16 protein-coding genes and 1 pseudogene are annotated in these 18321 nt (G+C 71.6%); 7 read left to right on the top strand and 10 right to left on the bottom strand.

The genetic code is table 11. The features are described from left to right. The first annotated feature begins 402 nt into the window (after window positions 1–402). A complete protein-coding gene (locus AB0I11_RS14390) occupies window positions 403–2037 on the top strand; it encodes a hypothetical protein (protein ID WP_357319041.1) in 1635 nt (544 codons plus the stop codon). A gap of 85 nt (window positions 2038–2122) precedes the next feature. On the opposite strand, the gene rplI is transcribed toward AB0I11_RS14390, so the two are convergent. From rplI to rpsF, 4 genes are all read right to left on the bottom strand, one after another. Next, window positions 2123–2569: a 50S ribosomal protein L9 gene (gene rplI / locus AB0I11_RS14395; protein WP_357319044.1), complete on the bottom strand. Its 447-nt coding sequence runs from the start codon at window positions 2567–2569 to the stop codon at window positions 2123–2125. A 14-nt stretch (window positions 2570–2583) separates the two neighbouring features. After that, window positions 2584–2823, bottom strand: coding sequence for a 30S ribosomal protein S18 (gene rpsR / locus AB0I11_RS14400; protein ID WP_007073789.1), 240 nt, complete (start codon window positions 2821–2823; stop codon window positions 2584–2586). 41 nt (window positions 2824–2864) lie between these two features. Further along, window positions 2865–3401: a single-stranded DNA-binding protein gene (locus tag AB0I11_RS14405; RefSeq protein WP_175441301.1), complete on the bottom strand. Its 537-nt coding sequence runs from the start codon at window positions 3399–3401 to the stop codon at window positions 2865–2867. A gap of 81 nt (window positions 3402–3482) precedes the next feature. After that, a complete protein-coding gene (rpsF, locus tag AB0I11_RS14410; protein WP_046563719.1) occupies window positions 3483–3773 on the bottom strand; it encodes a 30S ribosomal protein S6 in 291 nt (96 codons plus the stop codon). A gap of 692 nt (window positions 3774–4465) precedes the next feature. Here rpsF and AB0I11_RS14415 point away from each other — a divergent pair. Both AB0I11_RS14415 and AB0I11_RS14420 read left to right on the top strand, forming a co-directional pair. After that, a complete protein-coding gene (locus tag AB0I11_RS14415; RefSeq protein WP_357319049.1) occupies window positions 4466–5248 on the top strand; it encodes a deoxyribonuclease IV in 783 nt (260 codons plus the stop codon). Then, window positions 5245–7581, top strand: a complete 2337-nt coding sequence (locus AB0I11_RS14420) for a hypothetical protein (RefSeq protein ID WP_357319053.1) — start codon at window positions 5245–5247, stop codon at window positions 7579–7581. The genes AB0I11_RS14415 and AB0I11_RS14420 overlap by 4 nt, the downstream gene beginning before the upstream one ends. A 167-nt stretch (window positions 7582–7748) precedes the next feature. Here AB0I11_RS14420 and AB0I11_RS14425 read toward each other — a convergent pair whose 3' ends face one another. The 3 genes from AB0I11_RS14425 to AB0I11_RS14435 all read right to left on the bottom strand — a co-directional run bounded on the left by AB0I11_RS14425 (window position 7749) and on the right by AB0I11_RS14435 (window position 12965). Then, window positions 7749–9356 carry a hypothetical protein gene (locus AB0I11_RS14425; RefSeq protein WP_357319056.1) on the bottom strand — a complete coding sequence of 536 codons (1608 nt, stop codon included), beginning with the start codon at window positions 9354–9356 and terminating at the stop codon, window positions 7749–7751. 118 nt (window positions 9357–9474) lie between these two features. After that, a complete protein-coding gene (locus AB0I11_RS14430; protein ID WP_357319059.1) occupies window positions 9475–12309 on the bottom strand; it encodes a transglycosylase domain-containing protein in 2835 nt (944 codons plus the stop codon). A gap of 194 nt (window positions 12310–12503) precedes the next feature. Continuing rightward, the gene (locus AB0I11_RS14435; RefSeq protein ID WP_357319061.1) at window positions 12504–12965 is read right to left on the bottom strand and encodes a DUF5318 domain-containing protein; all 462 of its coding nucleotides are present in this window, start codon (window positions 12963–12965) and stop codon (window positions 12504–12506) included. Window positions 12966–13138: 173 nt separating this feature from the next. Here AB0I11_RS14435 and AB0I11_RS14440 point away from each other — a divergent pair, with 173 nt between their 5' ends. Continuing rightward, entirely contained in the window at window positions 13139–13777 is a 639-nt protein-coding gene (locus AB0I11_RS14440; protein WP_357319064.1) for a PadR family transcriptional regulator, read from the top strand. Window positions 13778–13800: 23 nt separating this feature from the next. Then, window positions 13801–14880: an inositol-3-phosphate synthase gene (locus tag AB0I11_RS14445; RefSeq protein WP_357319067.1), complete on the top strand. Its 1080-nt coding sequence runs from the start codon at window positions 13801–13803 to the stop codon at window positions 14878–14880. A 58-nt stretch (window positions 14881–14938) separates the two neighbouring features. Here the strand turns inward: AB0I11_RS14445 and AB0I11_RS14450 are convergent, their stop codons facing one another. The 3 genes from AB0I11_RS14450 to AB0I11_RS14460 all read right to left on the bottom strand — a co-directional run bounded on the left by AB0I11_RS14450 (window position 14939) and on the right by AB0I11_RS14460 (window position 16149). Further along, window positions 14939–15325 carry a hypothetical protein gene (locus tag AB0I11_RS14450; RefSeq protein WP_357319070.1) on the bottom strand — a complete coding sequence of 129 codons (387 nt, stop codon included), beginning with the start codon at window positions 15323–15325 and terminating at the stop codon, window positions 14939–14941. Next, entirely contained in the window at window positions 15322–15528 is a 207-nt protein-coding gene (locus AB0I11_RS14455) for an Arc family DNA-binding protein (RefSeq protein ID WP_357319073.1), read from the bottom strand. Before AB0I11_RS14455 ends, AB0I11_RS14450 begins: the two co-directional genes overlap by 4 nt. Window positions 15529–15666: 138 nt before the next feature. Beyond that, on the bottom strand, window positions 15667–16149 hold the full coding sequence (locus tag AB0I11_RS14460) for a methylated-DNA--[protein]-cysteine S-methyltransferase (RefSeq protein WP_357319076.1): 483 nt from the start codon (window positions 16147–16149) through the stop codon (window positions 15667–15669). A gap of 104 nt (window positions 16150–16253) precedes the next feature. On the opposite strand from AB0I11_RS14460, the gene AB0I11_RS14465 reads away from it, so the two are divergent. Together AB0I11_RS14465 and AB0I11_RS14470 are read left to right on the top strand one after the other, a co-directional pair. Continuing rightward, window positions 16254–16775, top strand: coding sequence for a hypothetical protein (locus tag AB0I11_RS14465; RefSeq protein ID WP_357319079.1), 522 nt, complete (start codon window positions 16254–16256; stop codon window positions 16773–16775). Window positions 16776–16793: 18 nt separating this feature from the next. Next, a pseudogene (locus AB0I11_RS14470) lies at window positions 16794–18305 on the top strand (SPFH domain-containing protein); the annotation flags it as partial. Window positions 18306–18321: the final 16 nt, after the last annotated feature.

Raw genomic sequence — 18321 nt, forward strand, 5'->3', positions numbered from 1 at the left:
TGACCGACACGGGTCCCCCCTTGCTGCGTCGGATCGGTTCCAGCTGTACCGCCGGGGTGTGACAACTTCGACGACCCTCCGGTCGATCGGGGGCCACCGCCCGGACGGTCGGGGGACCACGATACGGAACCCGAGGTCAGACCCTCAACAATGCCGGTGGACGAGCCTCGGGACAACCTGTGGACGCCGGGCGCAGAAATGTGCGCAGCGTGTGCACAGGATGTGGACAAGTAATGGGGAATTCCTCGCGACAGCGCCCTGACCTGCGGTTACGCAATCCCCACCCTGTGGACGGAAGATTTCGGGTGGAGCTTCGCGGCCGTTCGTCCCGTACTATCTCTGCGAACGGCTACACCTGGACAGCGGATTGCGATTTCGGTTGAGAAGGGTCACGCTCCGGCCGTGAGTTACCGGGACTGGGCAAGCGGGGAGGGCAGCCCGCGCGAGCGGCCGCCGGTCACCTCGTGGGATGACCCCGCCGAGCGGTTCCCGGCCAGCTCCGACCGTCCCCATTCGGCCCGCCGTGAGCTGGAGGCGTCACCCTACGAGTCCGGGCGGTACGGCACCCCGAGCCGCCGCCGGGCGATCGAGCGCGGTCAGGACGAGCCGGTCGAGACGTACCTGCCCCGGTGGGCGTTGGAGTCGGGGATCCGCCGGGCGGACGGCGGGGGCCGGCACGCCGCCCCGGACGACGAGGACGAGGTCGAGCCGCCGTACTCGGGAAGTGGCTGGCGCGGTGGCGCGGAGAGCGGGTGGCGCGCGGACGGCGACCGCCGCGAGTTGCGGGCGATCGGTGCCGGGCCGGCCGTCGAGCACACCGCCGAGTGGACCTTCGACGCCCCGCAGGACCGGGGATACGTGGGGAGCCGACGCGCCGAGTCCATGGAGGACGAGCCGGTGTCCGGGCCGGCGCCGCTGACCCGACCACGCCGTGCCCCGACGCGACGGCCGCAGGTGACCTGGTCCGGCGTGGAAGAGACCGGTTCCCGGGGTGGGGAGGTCGAACGCTGGGCGGACGGCCCGGGCGAGCGGCGGGCGACCGATGCCTGGTCCCGTCCGGCGGCAGATGCCTGGTCCCGTCCGGCGGCCGATCCGTGGGCCCGGGGCCGGGCGGCCGAGTCGGAGCCGGTGCCGCCGGCGGTCGACCCGTGGGACGCGTCCGGGGTGCACGCCTGGCAGCGCCCGGCGGCCGGCGAGCGGTGGGACCGGTCGGACCGCCCGGCCCACTGGGACCGGATGGAGCACACCGGCGAGCTGGGCCGGGTCACGGACACCGGCCGGTGGGACGCGCACCCCGACCCCGGTGGGCCGGACCGGTACGCGGGCGGGTGGGACCGGTCCGCCGAGGCGGGCGGCTGGGACCGGTACGCCGAGGTCGACCGGTGGGACCGGACGGTGCCGCCGGCGCCGGTCCGGGAGGGCTGGGCGTCGGCGGAGCGGGCCGAGAGCTTCTGGTCGGGGACGCGGCTGGCCGGGGACGATCCGCGGTGGGTGGAGACCCCACCGTCGGCGCCGCGGTCACCCATGGTGGGTTATCCGGCCGCCCGGCCGGGTGCGGTGCCCCGGCGCCGCCCGATGCCGGCGGTGGACGCCGAGCGGGGTGGGGCGGCGGCGTTGCGCCGACGCGCGGAGACGCTGGGCGGCGGGACGTGGGGTCGCCGGCTGGAGGACGACCTGCTCGATCCGGATCCGGGTGGGCCGCTGCGGTCGCTGGTCTACACCGCCGCGTGTTACCTGGTGCCGGCGGTGCTGCTGCTGGTCGGGTTGCTGTTCCTGGACGGGCAGCCGCCGGCGGGCTGCGTCACGGACATCACCGGTGGTGGCTGTGACTCGCCACGTACGCACGCGCTGGCCTCGCTGATCGACGGCGCGCCACGGTTCGGTCTGGCGCTGGTGAGCAGTCTGGTCGTGGCGGTGGTGCTGCGCCGGGTCGGCTCGGGTTGGCGGTCGGCGACGGTGGCGCTCGCGGCGGCGGTGGTCGGCGGAGGCTTGTCGACGGTGCTGATCAGCGCGGTGACCGGCCAGCCGATCGGCTGAGCGACAGGGCCGGGACGGAGCCCGGAGCAGCGGTAAGGGCCCACACCGGCAGTCCGGTGCGGGCCCTTACGTGGTGCTGCGGGTGTCAGCCCTTGACGACGTTCAGGTCGAACTTGGCGGTCACCTCGGGGTGCAGCTTGATGCTGACCGGGTACGAGCCGAGCGACTTGATGTGTCCGGGCGTCTCCAGCCGGCGGCGGTCCAGGATCGGACCGCCGGCCGACTTGACGGCGTCGACGATCTCGGCCGGGGTGACCGAGCCGAAGAGCCGTCCGCCGTCGCCGGCGCGGGCCTTCAGGTTGACCTTCAGGCCTTCGATCTGGGCCTTGACCTCGTTGGCGTGGTCGAGGTCGCGGATCTCGCGGGCCGAGCGGGCCCGCTTGATGACCGTGACCTGCTTCTCCGCGCCCTTGGTCCAGGCGATCGCGAAGCCCTGCGGCAGCAGGTAGTTACGGCCGTAGCCGTCCTTGACCTCGACGATGTCGCCCGGGGCACCGAGGCCGGACACCTCCTGAGTCAGGATGATCTTCATGTCGGTGCCTCCTCTCAGCGGGCCGTAGCCGTGTACGGCAGGAGCGCCATCTCGCGGGCGTTCTTGACCGCACGGGCGATCTGCCGCTGCTGCTGCGAGGTCACGCCGGTCACCCGCCGAGCGCGGATCTTGCCGCGGTCGGAGATGAACTTGCGCAGCAGCGCGGTGTCCTTGTAGTCGATGTAGGTGATCCCGTCCTTGTCGAGCGGGTTCACCTTCTTCTTCGGCTTGCGCAGTGCCGCAGCCTTGGCCATTGCTCTTGCTCCTGGTTTGCGATCGCGGGCGCTCGGCGCCATTAGAACGGGGGCTCCTCGTCGAAGTTGCCGCCGCCCGAACCAGCGCGGGAGGGGGCCGGAGCAGCCGAGGCCCAGGGGTCGTCGAAGTTGCCTCCGCCGCCGCCCTGGCCGCCGCCACCACCACCACCGAAGCCGCCGCCACCGCCGCCCGAGCGGGACATCTTCTGCACCTTCGCCGTGGCGTAGCGCAGAGACGGGCCGATCTCGTCGACCTCCAGCTCGATGACGGTGCGCTTCTCGCCCTCACGGGTCTCGTACGACCGCTGACGCAGCCGGCCGGACACGATCACCCGGGCGCCGCGCTGCAGCGACTCGGCGACGTTCTCGGCGGCCTGCCGCCAGACCGTGCACGAGAGGAAGAGCGGCTCGCCGTCCTTCCACTCGCCGGACGCCTTGTCCATGAAGCGGGGCGTCGAGGCGACCCGGAACTTGGCGACCGCCGCCCCGGAGGGGGTGAATCGCAACTCGGGGTCATCGGTCAGGTTGCCGATGACCGTGATGGTGGTGTCTCCTGCCATGACCATCTCCTCGCGCACTCATCGTTTCGCCCTCACAGGCTCTCAGAGCCCTCCGACAGCGTCGATGAGGCTTGATCCGGACGTGCCGGGTCTAGATGCTCAGCGCATCTCCGGGCGGATGACCTTGGTGCGCAGCACCGACTCGTTGAGTCGGAGCTGACGGTCCAGCTCAGCCACGGCCTCCGGCGACGCCTGGAGGTCGATGACGGCGTAGATGCCCTCGGCCTTCTTGTTGATCTCGTACGCGAGGCGCCGGCGGCCCCACACGTCGGTCTTCTCCACCGAGCCACCCGCGGTCCGGATCACGTTCAGGTACGTGTCGAGCGACGGGGCGACGGTGCGCTCCTCGAGGCTGGGGTCGAGGATCACCATAACTTCGTAATGACGCAAGACGTGCTCACCTCCTGTGGGCTAAGCGGCCACGGTCCTTCCGTGGCAGGAGGTCGTGCGTCGTTGCCATGACCGGTGCCGGGGGAACCCGGCCGGACGCGGACAACCGGACCAGGATACCCGGTCCGGACGATCATGGCCGGGCCGGTCGGGCGGCCGGTCCCGGGCGCGGTGACCGGCGTCCGGCCCGGAACGCGGTGACAGGGGTCCACCCCCGGCATCGGGTGCCGGTGGTGGACCCCTGTCCACGGGGCCGCGGGGCGTCCCGTCCGCATTCCTTGGGTGGGACCTGGGGAGGAACGACCACACCGATGAGGTTGGATCGAGGACGCCCCGCGGAGCTTTATCGTGTTGTCACCTGGTCTGACCATACAACGACTCTCGTCACCTCTTGGGGTAAATGGAGGAATTTGCCCCAGCATCCCTTGTCACGGAATGCCAATGTGCCGAGCGGGTCCCGCCCCGTCGTGCCGGGACCGCACGGCGGGGCGTCCCGTTGGCGGGGGTCTCCCCTCGCCCGGACGCGCTGTGGACCGCGCTGGGCGGAGCGTCGACCATCGATCCCACCTCCACCAACGAGCGCCGGACCGGCTGGTGACGCTGCCGTTCCGCCACAGCTCCCCGGCCGACCCGTCGAGCGAGGGCGGCCACGGTCACCCCGCGTGTCAGCAGTGCGACGTAGGCTGCCGTGCATGCGAATCGGAGCCCACGTCGATCCGACCGACCCGCTGGCCGAGGCGACCGCCCGGGACGCCGAAGCCGTCCAGTTCTTCCTCGCCGATCCCCAGGGATGGAAGGCCCCGAAGCCCCGGGAGGACGCCGAGCGGCTGCGCGGGGCCGATGTCGATCTCTACGTCCACGCGCCGTACGTCATCAACGTGGCCACCCTGAACAACCGGATCCGGATCCCCAGCCGCAAGCTGCTGATCGCCCACGCGAACGCCGCGGCCGCCGTCGGCGCCAAGGGCCTGATCGTGCACGGCGGCCACGTGAGCGCCGGTGACGACCTGGCCGTCGGCTTCGACAACTGGCGCAAGACCTTCGCGTACGCGGCGGACTCCGGCGGCTTCCCGCTCCCGGTCCTGATCGAGAACACCGCCGGCGGGGACAACGCCTGTGCGAGGCACCTCGACGCGCTGGCCCGGCTCTGGGACGCCCTCGGCGACTACGAGGTCGGCTTCTGCCTCGACACCTGCCACGCGTTCGCCGGCGGCGAGGAGCTGCTGGGCCTGGTCGACCGGGTCAAGGCCATCACCGGCCGGATCGACCTGATCCACGCCAACAACTCCAAGGGCGCGTTCAACTCCGGCCAGGACCGGCACGACAACCTCACCGGCGGCACCATCGACCCGGAGCTGGTGGTGGCGGTCATCCGGGCGGCCGGCGCGCCGGTCATCGTGGAGACCCCCGGCGGCGTCGAGGGCCAGGCGGCGGACATCGCCTTCCTGCGGGGTCAGCTGGGTACGGTCGCATGACCACCGAGCAGTCCGACGCCACCGGACCGGCGCGCGAGGCCGGAGCGGGGAGCGGCGCCGGTTCCGGCCTGCCCGAAACGGAGCCGGCGGCGGGCCAGGCCGGATTGAGGACCGACGCGGGTTCCGGGCTGCCCGGAACGGAGCCGGCGGCGGGCCAGGCCGGAGCGGGAACGGACGCGTCCGGCGCCGGAGCGGCGACCGGAGGCACGGACGCGCCCGACCGGGCCGACGCCGCCACCAAGACCGCCGCCAGCACCGCGACCGGACCCGGCACCGCGGGAACCGAGGCCGCCGCCGCGAAGACCACCGCCACCACCGCGACCGGGGCCAGCACGGTAGGAACCACCGCCGGCACCGCCAGGGCCGGCGCCACGACCGATGCCGACACTGCGAAGGCCGACGCCGGCAGCGCACAGCCCGATGCCGACACCGCGAAGGCCGACGCCGGCAGCACAAAGACCGACGCCGGCACCGCGAAGGCCGACGCGGACACCGCGAAGGCGGCGGCCGGGACCACCGCCGAGGGCGAGGACGGCGCGGGCGAGGAGACCGACCCGGCGGACCCCTTCTCGGCCTTCGGTCCCGCACCGGCCCCGGTGCTCACCCGTACCCGCCGGGTGGGCCGCGCGGTCGGCCGATTCCTGATCCACGAGTGGACCCTGGCCACCGCCGGCGCCCTGCTGCTCGCCGTGCTGATGACCTGGCCCACCCTGCGCTACCCGGGCTACACGCTGCCGCAGGACTACTGGGACCCGAGCCTCCAGTCGTGGCAGATGGCGTGGTCGGGGCACATCCTGCTGACCGACCCGGGGCAGCTGTGGAACGCCAACACGTTCTTCCCCGACCGGTGGAGCTTCGCCTTCTCCGACACGCTGCTCGGGTACGCGCCGGCCGGCATGCTCGGGCACGGGCCCGAGGCCGCCGTACTGCGCTACAACATCGTGTTCGTGCTGGCGCACGCGCTCGCCACGCTCGGGGCGTACGCGCTGGCCCGCCAGCTGGGGTCGGGACGGATCGGTGCCGCCGTGGTCGGGGCCGCCTACACGTACGCCCCGTGGCTGCTGGCCCAGGCCGGGCACCTGCACATCGTCTCCAACGGCGGGATCCCGCTGGCACTGGCCATGCTCGCCCGCGGCCACGGCTGGTCCCTGCGGTACGGCTACCGCCCGGCCCGACGCCGTCCCGGCTGGGCGTTCGCCGGGTGGCTGGTGGCGGCGTGGCAGCTCAGCCTCGGCTTCGGCATCGGCCTGCCGTTCGCGTACCTGCTGGCCGGCATCGCGCTGGTCTCCGCCGGGATCTGGTTCGCGAGGCGCTGGCTGGTCCGGCGCGTGAAGCGCCCGTTCGGCCGCCGGCTGTTCCTCGCCGACGTGCTCGGCGCGCTTCTCTTCGCCGCGGTGGGGGCGCTGCTGGCGATCCCGTACTTCAAGGTCGCCGAGCTGCACCCGAACGCGGCGCGGACGCTCGGCGACATCGGCACCTACTCGCCGCCGGTGAGCGGGTTCTTCACCGCTCCGGCCGAGTCGCGGGTGTGGGGTTCGCTGCACGAGGGCGCGCGCAACGCCCTGCCGTGGCACCCCGAGATGACCCTGCTGCCGGGCTTCGTGCTCTACGCCCTGGCCGCCGGCGGGCTGTTCTTCTCCGTGTGGCGGGTCCGGCACCGGCTCTTCCTGCTCGCCGGGGTGCTGGTCAGCATGGTCCTGGCGATGGGCACCCGGTTCTTCCACGGCACCGTCACCTATGTCCCGCTCTTCGAGCACCTGCCGGGCTGGAACGGCCTGCGCACCCCGGGGCGGATGATGCTCTGGGCCACCCTGCTGCTCGGCCTGCTGGCCGCCGGCGCGGTGACCGCGTTCTGCGCCCGGGTACGCGAACTCGCCGCGGAGCGGGTCCCGCCGTGGCCGGGCCCGTGGCTGCGGCTGGCCACCCTGCTGCCGCTGCTGCTGGTGGTCGTGGAGGGCCTGAACGCCACCCCGCACCCGGTGGTGCCGCCGCAGCCGGTGGCGATCCGGACCCTCGACGGGCCGATGCTGGTGCTGCCCACCAGCCAGAACCTGGACCAGCCGGTGATGCTCTGGTCGACCAGCCGGTTCCAGGACGTGGTCAACGGCGGCAGCGGCTTCACCCCGGAGACCCAGGCCAAGGTCCGCGACGTCAGCGTCGGCTTCCCCGATCTGCCCAGCATCGACTACCTGCGCCAGCTCGGGGTGAAGAACGTGGTGGTGCTCCGCGACCGGCTCGGCGGCACGCCCTGGGAGGGGATGCTGGAGCGGCCCTCCGACGGGTTGGGGGTGACCCGCGAGGAGGTGGGTGACGCGGTCGTGTTCCGGCTCTGACTTCTTGCGGGGGTTCTCTTGGGGTGGGTTGGCGGGAGCCCAGCCGGCTCCGGGCGGTCAGGCTTGATCCCTGCGCCGGCTGGGCTCCCGCCAACCTCGCCGCACCCAGCCACGTCACGTGGCGCGGCTCAGGGGTGGCCCGGGTTCGGTGAGTCCTGCCTTCGAGGTCAGGCGGGCAGGGGTTCGGTGGGGTGCGGGGTGGGGCGATGGCGTAGCCGGCGCAGCCACGCGGCGTCCTCCGCGCCGTCGAGGACGCCGCCGTCCGGGTCGTCGGCGTACGTGTCGCGCACCGCGTCCCGCTCGGGGCGGAGGATGTCCCGGATCACGAAGCCGCAGAGCACCACGACGGTGACCAGCCGGAAGGTGGCGGCGAGCACGAAGACCCCCTCGGGGAACACCGGCCGGCTGGTGGCCGTGCCGAGCAACTCCCCGTAGAACGCGACGAAGTAGCCCACCTCGGCGAGCTGCCAGGCCAGGAAGGCGCCCCACCGGGGCCGGGCCAGCACCGCGAGCGGGAGCAGCCAGAGCACGAACTGCTGGGACCAGACCTTGCTGAAGATCAGGAAGGCGGCGACCACCAGGAAGGCGAGTTGGCCGAGGCGGGGCCGGCGCGGGGCGAACAGCGCCAGCGCGGCCACCCCGAGGCAGGCCAGTCCGAAGAGGAGGTACGACACCCAGTTCAGGGTGGGGATGTGCGCGTTCAGCCACTCGAAGGGCCCGAGGTCACCGGGGCTGGACGGGTTGATCCGGCCGTCCAGGTACCGGCCGATGTACCAGAGGGTGCCCCAGTCGATCGGCCGGGTGGTGTTCAACTCGAAGAACCGGCCCCAGTTGTTCCGATAGGGGATCGCCACCGGCAGGTTCACCGCCACCACCGTCACCGCGGCCGTGAGGACGGAGAGGATGGCGGTCCAGACCCGGCCGGCGCGGACGGCGAGCGCCAGGATCGGCCCGAGAATGAACAGCGGCCACAGCTTCGCCGCGCCGCCGAGCCCGAGCAGCACCCCGGCCAGGGCAGCCAGCAACATCCCGATGCTCAAGCCGAAGGAAAAGCGACCTGCGCGTTCGCGCCAGCGCCGCGGCAGCCATCGCCCAGGCAGGCGGATTCGCAACGTCCGGCTTGACCCGGTGCGCGCCCAGGCCAGCAGCCCGAACGCGGCCAGCCCGACGGCGAGCAGGTCCCAGTTGACCGTGGCGGTGAGCAGCAGCGCGGGGGAGAGCGCGAAGAGGGCCGCGTCCCAGGGTCGGCGCCGGCGCAGGTTCAGAATGACGGCGACGGTGGCGACGGCGAGCGCGCTCAGCACGAGCGCGTTGAGGTTGTAGAACCACTGGCCCTGGTTGATGCCCGGATCGTCGGCCCCGAGGGCGTGCACCGGCAGGCCGAGCGCCCCCATGAAGTAGCCGGTCAGCACCGGATACTCGACCGGGTGGTCGACGTAGGGCACCTTGCCCTCGTTGAGCCCTTCGGCGTAGTAGAGCGCCAACACGTCGGTGTAGCACATCCGCGTGTACTGGCTGTTGTTCTGCCAGGCGCCGTCCTGGCAGGGCGACTTCTGCACCCAGTGCAGGGCGAGGGTGAGGCAGACCAGCGCCAGCACGATCCGGGCGGCGGTCCAGAACCGGCCGTCGCGGCCGGCCGGCCGGTCCAGGGCGACCGCGTGGTCGCCGAGCGGGCCGCCGATCAGCTCGGAGGCGCCGCGAACGAACCCGTCCGAGCGGGACGGGTGGTCGGTGGTCCCGGGGTCGTCGAAGCCGGCCGTCGACTGGGTGCTCATGGAGAGGCATCCTGCCGTACGTCGGGCCTCCGCGTCCCGTCCGGAGCGCGAATTTCCGGTACCCGGGAACGCCGACGGCGGCCGGGCCGAGGCCCGACCGCCGTCGATGGCGCTGCCGTCAGTAGGTCTGCCGTGGTGGTGTGGTCGGTAACAGTCCGCCACCGCCGCCACCGCCGCCCGGCCCGCCACCGCCGCCCGGCCCGGGGTTGCCGCCACCACCGGGGTTGCCGCCACCACCGGGGTTGCCGCCGTTGGGCCCGTCGGGGCAGAACAGGCCGAGCGGGTCGCAGTTGGGCGGCTCGACCGGCGGCGGGGGAGCCTCACCGTTGCCGGTGTCGTCCTTGCCGATGTGCGCGGCGGGCGGGAAGTCCAACTTCTCCTTGCCCTTGAGGGCGTCGCTCATGAAGCGCTGGAAGATGGCGCCCGGGATGCTGGAGCCGCTGATGTTCCTGCCGTTCTTGTCCTTGATTGCCTTGCGATTGCCCTTGTTGCCGACCCAGACGGCGGTGGCGAGTTGCGGCGTGTAGCCGACCATCCAGGCGTCACCGTTGGCCAAGGGCTGCTTCGGGTCGCCGAGTTCCCAGGTACCGGTCTTCTCGGCGGCCTTGCGGCCGTTGTCGAGGCGGCGGCCGACGGCGGCCGGATATTCTTCCAGCACCGAGGTGACGTCCGCGACGACTTCCTTCCTGATGCGCTGCTGGCCCTTCAGCTTGGCGGCCCCCACGAGGTCCCACTTGCCGGTTTGCGGGTTCTGCTTCTCGACCTTCTTGACGAAGTGCGCCTTGTTGTAGACGCCCTGGTTGGCGAAGGTGGCGACGCCATTGGCGTGGTCCAGCACGGTGATCGGGTACTGGCCGTAGCCGAGCACGTGGTAGAAGGGCGCCGGTGCCAGCTTCTTCGGGTCGGTCTTGGTGAGGTCGTAGGCCTTCACCGGGTTGTCGCTCCACATCATCGTGACACCGGCCTTCTTGGCCATGTCGAGCACCTTGTCCGGGCCGATCTGCTCGGTGATGTAGTAGAACGGCACGTTGAGTGACTTCAGTGTCGACTGCTCAAGGGTGCAGGAGTCGCCGCAGCTGGCGTCGTGGCCGGCGTTGCTGATCGGATTGTCGAAGCCCTCTGGCTTGAACGACTTGCCCTTCCAGCGTGACTTGATGGAGATGTCATTCTCCAGCGCCGCGGCCAGGGTGTAGATCTTGAAACTAGACCCCGGCGAGTGGCCGCCACTGACGACGCCGTTCTGGTCGTAGTTCTTGCCGGCGAAGTCCGTGCCGGTGCCGTTGTCACCGCCGTAGTAGGCGCGCACCTCACCGTTGCTGGGGTCGATGGACACCACGGCCGCCATCAGGGTCTTGGGCTGGTCGGCGAGTTCGGAGCCCTTGGTGGCCGGCCGTGCCGCCGCGAGCGCCTTCGCCTGCAGACCCTTGTCGAGGGTGGTGGTGATCCGGTAGCCACCCTTGCTGAGCGCCTGCTTACAGAGCGGCTTGTCCGCGGTCACCGCGGCCTCGTCATCGACGCACAGATTCATGTCGCGCATCTCCTGCGCGACGTAGTTGATGACATTGCCGTACGGGGTGTTGACGCCGAAGGCACCGGTGGCCTTCGGGTCGTACTTCTTGAGCGTCTTGGTCGGGTACTCGGTGGGGTGCTTCGGCTTGCCGGGAGCGTCGAGCCAGCCCTCGGTGATCATGCCCTGCACGACGTAGTTCCACCGCTCCAGCGCGGCCTGCTGGTTGATCGCCGGGTCGTAGCCCTTGTGGGTGGCGCTCGGCTCGGGCTGCTTGATCAGCGCGGCGAGCACCGCGGCCTCCGCCACGGTGAGCTGCTTGGTGGACTTGCCGAAGTACGTCTGCGCCGCCGCCTCGATGCCGTACGCGCCGCGGCCGAAGTAGATCACGTTCAGGTAGTGCTGCATGATCGTCGGCTTGTCGTACTTGTCGTTCAGCTTGGAGGCGAGGATCGCCTCCTTCACCTTGCGGCCGTACGTGTCCTGGTTGAGGTTGTCGAACGCGTTGCGGGCGTACTGCTGGGTGATGGTCGAGGCGCCCTGCTTGTCGCCGCCGGTGAGGTTGTTCCAGGCGGCCCGGGCAATGCCCTTGTAGTCCACGCCGTCGTGCCGGTAGAAGTTGCGGTCCTCCGCCGCGGCGACCGCGTCCTGGACCCACTGCGGGATGTCCTTGATCGTGATCAGCGTGCGGTTCTGGTCACCGATCTTGGCGATCGGGTCCCCCTTGCCGGTCCTGTCGTAGATCGTGGTGGCCAGCGGCGGGGTGGTGTCCTCGGGAAGGACGACGTTGGTCGAGTACCAGGTGAAGGTCACCACGCCGATGCCGGCGAGCATGATGAAGACGGCGAAACCGGCGATCATCACGTTGATCCGGCGGCGCTTCTTCGCCCGGGCCACCGCGCCCGGGTCGTCGTCACCGCCGCGACCGCCCCGGCCGGGACCGGTCGGGCCGCCGGGCCCACCCGGGCCGCCGCCCGCCTGGCCGGGCACGCCGGCGCGGGCCACCGCGGCCCGGCCACCTACCGCCGCCGAGCCGACGCTCGCCCGCCCGGCCGTACCCACGCTGGCCGCGCCGACCGACGCGCGCCCGGCGGAACCCGCCGGGGAGACCGGGACGGAGGCCCGGCCGGGGCCCGCCGGGGAGACCGGTACCGAGGCGCGGCCGGCGCCGGCCCGCCCCGAGGCGCCGCCCGGCGCCGGCGAGACGGGCACCGAGGCCCGGCCGGACCGCCCGGCGGATGCGGAGCCCGAGGTGCCGCGCGGTGCGGGGGCGGAGCCACCGACCGGGGGCCCGCCCCGCGGCGGTACGGAGGCGCGGGCCGAGGCACCGTCCCCCGTTCCGGATGGCCAGCCGTTCCCGCGTGCGCCCCCGCCGGAGCCGGGGTCCCCACCCGGGCCCGGGATCTGGGCCCGCCCACGCGAAGAACTGGGATCGCCGTAGTTCATTCCTCACACCCTGCCGGTCGCGGTGGGGCGCGGTCGCGCCGCCACCGGGTTGCCGTGAGATGGAACACGAGACGCTACACCGTGGGCGCACCCCGGCGCAGGCGTCAGATCCGACCTAATCGGACCAATCAGACGTGGAAGCTGTCGGGTGGACCGCTCGCCGATGTCGCGGGGGTCGACCAGGACAGCCAGGTTCACCGTTGCGCCTCTCGCCTTCGACGAGGGGTGGAACCGGTCGCGGCCGAACCGCTCGCCGCCTCCTGCTCCGACCCGTCCTCGGTGCCGTCGGCCAGCCCGTCCCGGCCGAGCAGGTACTGCTCGACGAGATGGTTCCAGGCACAGCCGGGGCACACCTCCACCACGTAGACCTGGAACTCACGCAGCGTCATCGCCAGCAGCGACAACTCGGCCCGGTTTCGCGCCTGCCCGGCCGACTGCTTGAGTTCGTCCCCGTAAATGTAGTGGACGTGGATGAGGTTCTCGCTGCGGCAGATCGGGCAGCGCTCATCGGTGGGTTCGCCATGGAAGCGAGCAGCGTTCTTCAGGTACGGCGACGCGTCGCAGACGTCATACGTGCCGATCCGGTTCGCCAGGAGGTCACGCAGCACCGCTCGCTTCTGGAGCGAGTAGTCGACGACCTGGCGAGACGTGCGCATGCGGCAAAGGGTACGCGGTCCGGCCGAACGAGGCGACCATGGTCACGATCCGTGACCGCGGCACCGCGTAACGGGGGTTTGCCCCGGTCGGGCGACTCCGCTAACGTGCGATGTATCGGTCCGATACATCGCGGCGGTTACGACTCCGCGCCGGGGGTAAGAAGGGATGGCCCGTGCTCGAGTTCGCCATCCTGGGCCTCCTGCAGGAGGCTCCGATGCACGGCTACGAGCTGCGCAAGGAGCTGACCGCCAAACTCGGCGCCATCCGGGCGGCGATCAGCTACGGCACGCTCTACCCGACCCTGCGCCGGCTGCAGGCGGCGGGCTGGATCACCGAAGCCGCCGGCACACCCGCGACCGCCGAGGAGGTTCCCGCGCTGACCAGCCGACGCGGTCGGGTGGTCTACACCATTACCGCGGAGGGCAAGGAACGCTTCGCCCAGCTCATAGCGCAGGCTGGTCCCGAGACGTACGACGACACGGGCTTCGGCGTGCACTTCGCGTTCTTCGCCCGGACCGACCAGGCCACCCGGCTCCGGATCCTGGAAGGTCGTCGCCGGAAGATCGAGGAGCGTCGCGAGGGCCTTCGCGACGTGCTCGGCCGGGCGGCCGAGCGGCTCGACGCGTACACCCTGGAACTGCAACGCCACGGGCTCGACGCCTGTGAGCGCGAGGTCCGCTGGCTGGAGGAGCTCATCGCCAACGAGCGCTCCGGCCGAGCCCCGACGGTCCCGCAACCCGGGACAGCCGGCGGCCGACGAGAAAACGACAGCCCGCCCCCGCCTGGAGAGTCCAGGAAAGAGCGGCCGTGATGAAAGAGAAGGAGGCAGACGTTATGGGCTCCGTCCGCGTCGCCATCGTCGGTGTGGGTAACTGCGCCTCGTCCCTCGTGCAGGGCGTGGAGTACTACCGGAACGCCGACCCGAACGACCGCGTCCCGGGTCTCATGCACGTCACCTTCGGCGACTACCACGTCTCCGACGTGAAGTTCGTCGCGGCGTTCGACGTGGACGCCAAGAAGGTGGGCATGGACCTCGCCGAGGCCATCGTGGCCAGCGAGAACAACACGATCAAGCTGTGCGACGTGGCGCCGACCGGCGTCACCGTGCAGCGCGGCCCGACCTTCGACGGTCTCGGCCTGTACTACCGCGAGATCATCGAGGAATCGGACGTCGAGCCGGTCGACGTGGTCCAGGCGCTGCGCGACGCGCAGGTCGACGTCGTCGTCTCCTACCTGCCGGTCGGTTCCGAGCAGGCCGACAAGTTCTACGCGCAGGCCGCCATCGACGCGGGCTGCGCGTTCGTGAACGCCCTCCCGGTCTTCATCGCCTCCGACCCGGAGTGGGCGCAGAAGTTCACCGACGCCGGTCTGCCGATCGTCGGTGACGACATCAAGAGCCAGGTCGGCGCGACCATCGTGCACCGCGCCCTCGCGAAGCTCTTCGAGGACCGCGGGGTCGAGCTGCTGCGCACCTACCAGCTCAACTTCGGCGGCAACATGGACTTCATGAACATGTTGGAGCGCAACCGCCTGGTCTCCAAGAAGATCTCGAAGACCCAGTCGGTGACCTCGCAGATCCCGCACGAGATGCAGAAGAGCGACGTGCACATCGGCCCGTCCGACCACGTGCCGTGGCTGGACGACCGCAAGTGGGCGTACATCCGGCTGGAGGGCCGCTCCTTCGGCGACACCCCGCTCAACGCCGAGCTCAAGCTCGAGGTCTGGGACTCGCCGAACTCGGCCGGCGTCATCATCGACGCCGTCCGGGCCGCGAAGATCGCGCTGGACCGGAAGATCGGTGGCCCGATCCTCTCCGCCTCCTCGTACTTCATGAAGTCCCCGCCGCAGCAGTACGCCGACCACGACGCGCACGCCGCCGTCGAGGCGTTCATCGCCGGCGAGGTCGAGCGCTGACCCGCTGACGAGCAGCACCGACGAGGGCCGGGTCCACACGGACCCGGCCCTCGCGCGTTCAGTCCGTCATGTCGAGGTACGGCGAGAGCCGCAACGCCAGCTCCTCGACCGAGTCGACCTCGCCGCTGGTCAGCGCGTCCGTCAACGCCATCCGCTCCTTGGCCGGCATGCTGAGGCGTAGGCCGGACCGGGTCAGGAAGATGCGCATCGCCGCCCAGGCGAGCCCGGCGTTCCACAGGTCGAGGGGACGCCAGATCATCAACCCGTGCAGCAGGGCTGCCGCCTTCTCCAGCGCGGTCGGATAGGCGGGCCGGCCGAGCAGCCGGGCGTGCGGCCGGGCGGTCGCCGCCACCAGGATTCCGGCATCCCGTACCTGGCTCCGGGGGCCGGTGTACTCCGCGAGCAGGGTCAGCAGGTCCTCCGCGTCCGGCCAGGGGTGGGTCACCGATCCCCCAACATCTCAAAGAACTCCGCGTCCTCCTGGAACACCCGGCGGGCGGCCTGCCGGGTCCACTCGTCGCGCTCGTGCCGGTCCAGGTACGCCTGCACCGCCACCTCGACCGTCTTGTGCATCGACCGGTGCTCCGCCTCGGCGAGCTCCTTGAGCCGCTGCTCGACCTCGGGCTTCAGGTTCAGGGTGAAGGCCATACCAGATTTGTATAACTCGCGTGTCTGCACGTCAACCACGCTGGGCGCCACGTCTCCTCCGCACGACTCGGGATCTTGCCGGAGGAGATGATGGCGAGCAGCGCTCGGACCAGGGCGGACGAATTGTGCGACAACTCCTCAGGAGAGCCAGGCGCGCCGCAGCGCCACCCCGGCCTCCAGCTCCAGCAGGGTCACCTTGCGCGGCAGCCCGCCCCCGAAGCCGACCAGCTTGCCACCCGCCCCGACGATCCGGTGACAGGGCACGAGCACCGGCACCGGGTTGCGGTTGCAGGCCACCCCGACCGCCCGGGCCGCGCCCGGCTCGCCGACCGCCCGCGCCACCTCGCCGTAGGTGAGCGTCTCGCCGTACGGGATGCGGGTCATCTCCCGCCACACCGCGCGTTCGAACTCCGACCCGCGGGAGACCAGCACCGGCACGGTGAACTCGGTCAGCTCGCCGGCGAAGTACGCGCGCAACTCCGCCAGCGCCAGCCCGGCGACCGGGTCGCCCGGCCGCTCGGTGGCCGACTCCATCCGGCCGAAGTGCGCCGCCCGGACGGCCGCGCCGTCGGTGGCCACGGAGAACTCCCCGATCGGCGAGTCGAGCACGGTCCAACGCATGGTTTCCATTCTTCCTCGCGCGGAGAGGCGACGTCTGGCTCGAGGTGACCGTCGCGCCGGGTTGACCGTTCGGCCGGGCCGCAACGTTGCACGATGTCGATACCGTGCAGGTCGTGGCCACGGGGACGCTCATCTTTCTGATCATCGGTGGGGCGGGGGTCGGCGTGCTGGCCCTCGCCCTCGTCGGTGCCGGGCTGCTGCACATCGGGCACCCGGACGTCGACGGTCCGGTGTCGCTGGAGGCGGTCGCCGGGTTCACCGGCGCCTTCGGCTTCGGCGCGGCGATCGTCAATGAGCTGCTCGGCGGGCGTACCCCCGGAATGATCGCCGGGGCGGCGGCCGGTGGGCTGGTCGCCGCCGTGCCCACCGCGTGGCTGGCGGCCCGGCTCAGCCGCGCCGCCCGCAACATGCGCACCGACGCCACCCCCACCCGGTCCCACCTGGTCGGCGCCACCGGCCTGGTGGTCACCCCGGTGCCGGCGAGCGGCTACGGCGAGGTCCGGGTACGCCTCGCCGGCCAGCCGGTCAAGCTCAACGCCCGGGCCGACCGCCCACTCCCGGTCGGCGCCCGGATCTTCGTGGTCGAAGCGCTCAGCGAGACCAGCGTGCACGTCGAAACGTACTGATCCCCCCTTCCACAGACGGGAACACCCATGCCCCTGCTCGTCGCCATCGGCGGCGCGGTTCTCCTCGCCGTCCTCCTCGTCCTGTTCGTGCTCTCCCGGATCAAGGTCGCCGGCCCGAACCAGGCGTTCATCGTCACCGGCCGCAAGGGCCGGACCACCCAGACCGCCGACGGCGGCCGGTCCACCGACATGTCCGGGCAGAAGGTCGTCCTCGGCGCGTCGGTCTTCGTCCTGCCCGTGGTGCAGAAGCTGCAGTCCCTCGACCTGTCCAGCCGGCGGATCGACGTCGGCATCAAGGGCGCGGTGAGCAAGCAGGGCATCCGGACCGACCTGCACGGCGTCGCCATCGTGAAGGTCGGCGGCACCGAGGACGCGATCCGGGCCGCCGCCCAGCGCTTCCTGAACCAGCAGGAGGAGATCGACAACTTCACCCGCGAGGTGCTGGCCGGTGCGCTCCGCTCGATCGTCGGGCGGCTCACCGTCGAGGAGATCATCCGGGACCGGGCGGCGTTCGCCAGCGCGGTCGCCGAGGAGGCCGAGCACTCGATGACCAACCAGGGCCTGGTGCTGGACACCTTCCAGCTCCAGGACATCCTGGCCGAGGGCTCCTACCTGCAGGACCTCGGGCGGCCGGAGGCGGCCCGGGTGCTCAAGGACGCGGCCATCGCCGAGGCGCGGGCCCGTCAGCAGGCCGAGCAGGAGCGGCTGCTCGCCGAGGAGGCGATCGCCGAGGCGAACCGGAACCTGTCGCTCAAGCAGGCGGCCATCCAGGCCGAGATCGACGCCGCGAAGGCGAAGTCGGCGGCGGCCGGACCGCTCGCCCAGGCCGAGCGGGACCAGGCGATCCTCTCCGAGCAGCAGAAGGTCGCCGAGCGCAACGCCGAGCTGAAGCAGCGCCAGCTCGACACCGAGGTGCGCAAGCCGACCGACGCGGCCCGCTACAAGGTCGAGCAGGAGGCCGAGGCGGCCCGCAACGCGGCCGTGCTGACCGCCGACGCGCAGCGGCAGGCGACCATCGCGGCCGCGCAGGCCGCCGCCGAGCAGGCCCGCCTCATCGGTGAGGGCGAGCGGGCCCGGCGGGCCGCGCTGGCCGAGGCGAACGCGATCGAGGGCGCCAAGGAGGGTGAGGCCGAGCAGCGCCGGCGCAGCGCCATCGCCGAGGCCGTCGAGCGGGAGGGTCAGGCCGAGGCCGCGGCCATCCTGGCCAAGGGGCAGGCCGAGGCCGACGCGATGGCCCGCAAGGCCGAGGCGTTCGCCGCGTACGGCGAGGCCGCCGTGCTGGACCTGCTGGTCAGGGTGCTGCCGCAGGTGGTCGAGGCGGCGAGCGCCCCGATCGGCGCGATCGACAAGATGACCGTCATCTCCACCGACGGCGCGTCCTCGCTGACGAAGTCGGTGGCCGGCAACGTGGCCCAGGGCCTCCAGCTCGGCAGCGACCTCACCGGCATCGACCTGCCCGGCCTGCTCGCCAAGCTGGGCGGCGCGCACACCACCAACGGCACCACCACCAAGCCGGCCGTCGAGGCCTGAGCGACAAGGACGGGCC

The organism is Micromonospora sp. NPDC050495, assembly GCF_040655175.1.
Taxonomy (GTDB): Bacteria; Actinomycetota; Actinomycetes; order Mycobacteriales; family Micromonosporaceae; genus Micromonospora.

What these genes read in the sequence shown, in the direction of transcription:
- AB0I11_RS14460 (WP_357319076.1), bottom strand. Translation starts at nt 16,149, where the DNA reads ATGCGTTGGACCGTGCTCGACTCGCCGATCGGGGAGTTCTCCGTGGCC.
- AB0I11_RS14425 (WP_357319056.1), bottom strand. Translation starts at nt 9,356, where the DNA reads ATGAGCACCCAGTCGACGGCCGGCTTCGACGACCCCGGGACCACCGAC.
- AB0I11_RS14455 (WP_357319073.1), bottom strand. Translation starts at nt 15,528, where the DNA reads ATGGCCTTCACCCTGAACCTGAAGCCCGAGGTCGAGCAGCGGCTCAAG.
- AB0I11_RS14415 (WP_357319049.1), top strand. Translation starts at nt 4,466, where the DNA reads ATGCGAATCGGAGCCCACGTCGATCCGACCGACCCGCTGGCCGAGGCG.
- rpsR (WP_007073789.1), bottom strand. Translation starts at nt 2,823, where the DNA reads ATGGCCAAGGCTGCGGCACTGCGCAAGCCGAAGAAGAAGGTGAACCCG.
- AB0I11_RS14430 (WP_357319059.1), bottom strand. Translation starts at nt 12,309, where the DNA reads ATGAACTACGGCGATCCCAGTTCTTCGCGTGGGCGGGCCCAGATCCCG.
- AB0I11_RS14435 (WP_357319061.1), bottom strand. Translation starts at nt 12,965, where the DNA reads ATGCGCACGTCTCGCCAGGTCGTCGACTACTCGCTCCAGAAGCGAGCG.
- AB0I11_RS14420 (WP_357319053.1), top strand. Translation starts at nt 5,245, where the DNA reads ATGACCACCGAGCAGTCCGACGCCACCGGACCGGCGCGCGAGGCCGGA.
- AB0I11_RS14445 (WP_357319067.1), top strand. Translation starts at nt 13,801, where the DNA reads ATGGGCTCCGTCCGCGTCGCCATCGTCGGTGTGGGTAACTGCGCCTCG.
- rplI (WP_357319044.1), bottom strand. Translation starts at nt 2,569, where the DNA reads ATGAAGATCATCCTGACTCAGGAGGTGTCCGGCCTCGGTGCCCCGGGC.